The sequence below is a fragment of the Actinotalea sp. JY-7885 genome, assembly GCF_014525465.1.
Taxonomy (GTDB): domain Bacteria; phylum Actinomycetota; class Actinomycetes; order Actinomycetales; family Cellulomonadaceae; genus Actinotalea.
This window is the reverse complement of record NZ_JACEXH010000225.1, coordinates 1-4365: the sequence shown is the minus strand read 5'-3', so window position 1 is coordinate 4365 and position 4365 is coordinate 1. Positions and strand designations below refer to the sequence as shown.

Annotated in this window: 4 protein-coding genes; all 4 read right to left on the bottom strand. The window is 76.1% G+C overall.

Annotated elements, in window-relative coordinates:
- Positions 1 to 772, bottom strand: a 772-nt coding sequence (locus tag IDM29_RS15210; protein WP_188037730.1) for an MFS transporter, incomplete at its 3' end; no start/stop codon positions are given.
- A gap of 25 nt (positions 773 to 797) precedes the next feature.
- Positions 798 to 1889: an amidohydrolase family protein gene (locus tag IDM29_RS15205; RefSeq protein ID WP_255491810.1), complete on the bottom strand. Its 1092-nt coding sequence runs from the start codon at positions 1887 to 1889 to the stop codon at positions 798 to 800.
- An 11-nt stretch (positions 1890 to 1900) separates the two neighbouring features.
- On the bottom strand, positions 1901 to 3502 hold the full coding sequence (gene ffh / locus IDM29_RS15200) for a signal recognition particle protein (protein WP_182113555.1): 1602 nt from the start codon (positions 3500 to 3502) through the stop codon (positions 1901 to 1903).
- Between the two features lie 54 nt (positions 3503 to 3556).
- On the bottom strand, positions 3557 to 4365 hold an 809-nt coding region (locus tag IDM29_RS15195), incomplete at its 5' end, for an HD domain-containing protein (RefSeq protein WP_188037729.1).

Below are 4365 nucleotides of genomic sequence, written 5' to 3'. Positions count from 1 at the left end.
GGCCTGCGGCCGGCGCCGCCGGGCCGCGGGCCCCGGATCCGGGGGACGCCGTCGGGTCGCCCGGCGGCGACGCCACCCCCGCCGAGGCCTCGAACTCGCGGACGACCCGCTCGGCCTCCGCGCCGCGCCCGGCCCGCTCGAGGAAGCGCACGGACTCGGGCAGCCCGCGCCGCACGACGATCGCGTACAGCGCCGGGACCGCGCCGATCGCCAGGCCCCACCGCCAGCCGTCGTCGCCCGACTGCACGACCAGGTAGCCGATCACCGCCGCGAGGATCCACCCGACCGCCCAGAACGCCTCGAGGAGCACCACCAGGCGCCCGCGGATGCGCGCCGGGGCGAACTCGCTCACGAGCGTCGACGCGACCGGCAGCTCCGCGCCGAGGCCGAGGCCCACCACGAAGCGGAGCGCCATGAGCGACCCGACCGACCAGGCCAGCGCGGACGCCCCCGTCGCGAGCCCGTAGACCAGCAGCGTCAGGGCGAACACCTGGCGGCGCCCCACGCGGTCGGCCAGCAGCCCGCCCAGGCTGGCACCGAGCGCCATGCCGACGAACCCGACGGACGCGATCCACGACATCTGGCCCGGACTCAGCTCCCACTGGACCCGCAGCGCGGCGATGACGAACGAGATCAGCCCGACGTCCATCGCGTCGAGCGCCCAGCCGAGCCCGGAGCCGACGACGAGGCGCCCGTGGCGCCGGCTGAACGGCAGCCGGTCGAGGCGCTCGGAGCGCGTGGGGACGGCCGGAGCGGGAGCGGGGACGGGCACGGTGGTCAGTCTGGCGCACCCGTCCTCAGGCGACCACGCGACCCCGGAGCACCACGGCACCGGGCGCCGCGAGGACGCCGATGTCGGTGCGGGGGTCGGCCGGGTAGACGACGACGTCGGCCGGTGCGCCCTCCGCGATGCCGGGGGCGCCGAGCCAGCGGCGCGTGCGCCAGCTCGCGGCGGCGACGACGTCGGGCGCCGGGACCCCGGCGCGCACGAGCTCGGCCGCCTCGTCGGCGATCCGCCCGTGGGTGATCGTGCCCCCGGCGTCGGTCCCCAGCAGCAGCGGGATGCCCGCGTCGTGCAGGTCCCGGACGTGGTCGTAGCGGCGCGCGTGCATGCGGCGCATGCGCTGCGCGTAGACCGGGTAGCGCACGGCCTGGTCGGCGATCGCGTCGAACTGGGCGACCTGCAGCAGCGTGGGCACGACGGGGATGCCGCGGCGGGCGACCTCGTCGATGAGCTCGGGCGTCAGGCCGGTGCCGTGCTCGAGGCAGTCGACGCCGGCCGCCAGCAGGCCGGGGAGCGCCTCGGTCGAGAACGTGTGCGCCGTGACGCGCGCGCCGTGCTCGTGCGCCACGCGGACGGCCGCCGCGAGGACGTCGTCCGGCCACAGCGGCCGCAGGTCCCCGTCCGGTCCGAGGTCGCGGTCGATCCAGTCGGCGACGAGCTTGACCCACCCGTCCCCGCGGTCCGCCTCCTGCGCGACGGCGGCAGGCAGGTCCGCGACGTCCGCCAGCTCGCGCCCGTAGTGCCGCAGGTAGCGCTTGGGCCGGGCGAGGTGGTGCCCGGCGCGCAGGATCCGGGGCAGGTCGGGGCGCGCGTCCACCCACCGCGTGTCGGCCGGCGACCCGGCGTCGCGGATCAGCAGCGTGCCGGCGTCGCGGTCGGCGAGCGCCTGACCCTCGGCGACGTCCGGCGCGACGGGGCCGTCCGGACCGAGGCCGACGTGGCAGTGCACGTCGACGAGGCCCGGCAGCACCCACCCCTCGAGCGTCGCGGCCGTGGCGGCGCGGCGCCCGCGTGGCGGTGAGAACGTCAGGCGGCCGTCGACCACCCATGCCTCACCGATCTCCTCCGAGTCGTCGAGGACGACGGTCCCGCGCAGGTGCAGCACCGCCGCGCCCGTCAGCGGCCGAGGAACTTCTCGAGGCCCGGGGGCAGCTCGAGCGAGGCGGGGTCCGGCTCCGCCGGCGCCTGGCCACCGAGGCCGAACGCCGAGCCGGCGGGCGCCTTCGGCGCGAGGCCCGCGGCGCGGGCGGCGGCCTCGCGCTCCTGCTGCGCGCGCTTGGCCGGGTTGCCCGACTTGGCCTTGCCCTTCTTGGCCTGCGGCGCCATCCGGCCGCGGGCCTTCTTGCCGCCCATGCCCGGCAGGTTGCCCATGCCGGGCACGGGCATGCCGCCGCCGCGCGCCATCTGCTTCATCATCTTCTGCGCGCCCGCGAAGCGCTCGAGCAGCTGGTTGACGTCGGTCGTCGTCGTGCCGGAGCCGCGGGCGATGCGCGCCCGGCGGGAGCCGTTGATGATCTTGGGGGCGCGGCGCTCGGCGGGCGTCATCGAGCGGATGATCGCCTCGATGCGGTCGACCTCGCGCTCGTCGAAGTTCTCGATCGCGTCGCGCATCTGCCCCATGCCCGGGAGCATCCCGAGCATCTTCTTCATCGAGCCCATCTGACGCAGGCCCTGCATCTGGACCAGGAAGTCCTCGAGCGTGAAGTCCTCGCCGGCCGCGAGCTTGCCCGCCATCGCGTCGGCCTGCTCGGCGTCGAACGCGCGCTCGGCCTGCTCGATGAGCGACAGGACGTCACCCATGTCGAGGATGCGCGAGGCCATCCGGTCGGGGTGGAAGACCTCGAAGTCGGTGAGCTGCTCACCGGTCGAGGCGAAGAGGATCGGGCGGCCGGTCACGCTCGCGACCGAGAGCGCCGCACCGCCGCGCGCGTCGCCGTCGAGCTTGGACAGCACCACGCCGGTGAAGCCGACGCCGTCGGCGAAGGCCTGGGCCGTGGTGACGGCGTCCTGGCCGATCATCGCGTCGATGACGAAGAGGACCTCGTCGGGCTGGACCGCCTCCCGGATGTCCGCGGCCTGCTGCATCATGTCGGCGTCGACGCCGAGCCGGCCGGCCGTGTCGACGATGACGACGTCGTGCTCGCGACGGCGCGCCGTCTCCACGCCCTCCCGCGCGACCACGACGGGGTCGCCCGCGGGCATCGCGAGCTCGTGGCCCTCCTGCGCACCGGGGTGCGGGGCGTAGACCGGCACGCCCGCGCGCTCGCCGACGACCTGCAGCTGCGTCACCGCGTTCGGGCGCTGCAGGTCAGCCGCGACCAGCATCGGCGTGTGGCCCTGCTCGCGCAGGTGCCGCGCCAGCTTGCCCGCGAGCGTCGTCTTACCGGCACCCTGCAGACCCGCGAGCATGATGACGGTCGGCGGGTTCTTCGCGAACCGCAGCGGGCGCTGCTCGCCGCCGAGGATCCCGATGAGCTCGTCGTTGACGATCTTGACGACCTGCTGCGCGGGGTTCAGCGCGCCGGAGACCTCGGCCGACAGCGCGCGCTCGCGGACCCGCCCGGTGAACTCGCGGACCACGCTGACGGCGACGTCGGCGTCGAGGAGCGCACGCCGGATCTCGCGGACGGTCGCGTCGATGTCGGCCTCGGAGAGCCTGCCCTTGGTGCGCAGGTTCTTGAAGGTCGACGTCAGACGGTCGGACAGCGTGGCGAACACGGATGGACCTCACCGGGCGTGGGGGACGTGCGGACGACGCGACGGCGCCGGGCTTCAGGGTACTCGCAGCGCCCCGTCCGGCCCCGCGGTGAGCCGGGCCCGCGCCCTCTCGGTGAGGTCGTCCACCAGGCGCGCCCGCCACGGTGACCAGGTGGCCGGCCCCGCGGCCGACGCGTCGGCCTCCGTGAGGGCGCGCAGCACGTCGAGCAGCTCGACCCTGCCGTCGACCGCCACGCAGAGCTCCTCGATCGTCGCGGGGTCGTCGGGGTCGCGCTGCGTCGCGAGCTGGGCCAGCGTGAGGTGGTGGCGCACGAGGCGGGCGACGTCGTCGGCCTCGGCGGGCTCGACCCCCATCCGGGCGAGGATCGCCGGCACCAGGCGGGCCCCCTCCACGCTGTGGTCCTCGGCACCGGGACGCTTGCCGATGTCGTGCAGCAGGGCGGCCAGCAGCAGCGTGTCCCCCGCCGCGAGGCCCCGGCGCGCCCGGGCCGCCCGCGCCGCGGTCTCGACGAGGTGCCTGTCGACCGTGTGCCGGTGGATCGGCGACCGCTGCGGCCGGTTGCGGACCTGAGCCCACTCCGGGATCCACGAGGTGACCACGCCCGCCAGGTCGAGCGTCTCCCACACGGGGATCTGGGCCGGGCCGCTCGCGAGCAGCGCGAGCAGGTGGCCCCGCGCGGCGGCGGGCCACGGCTCCGGCAGCGCAGGCGTGCGGGCGATGCTCTCGACCGTGACCGGGGACAGGGGCAGGCCCGTGCGCGCCGCGGTCGCCGCCGCCCGCAGGCCGAGCAGCGCGTCGTCCTCGGGCCGCACGCCGGCCGCCAGGACCAGCTCGCCGTCGTGCTCGACGAGACCGTCGCCCA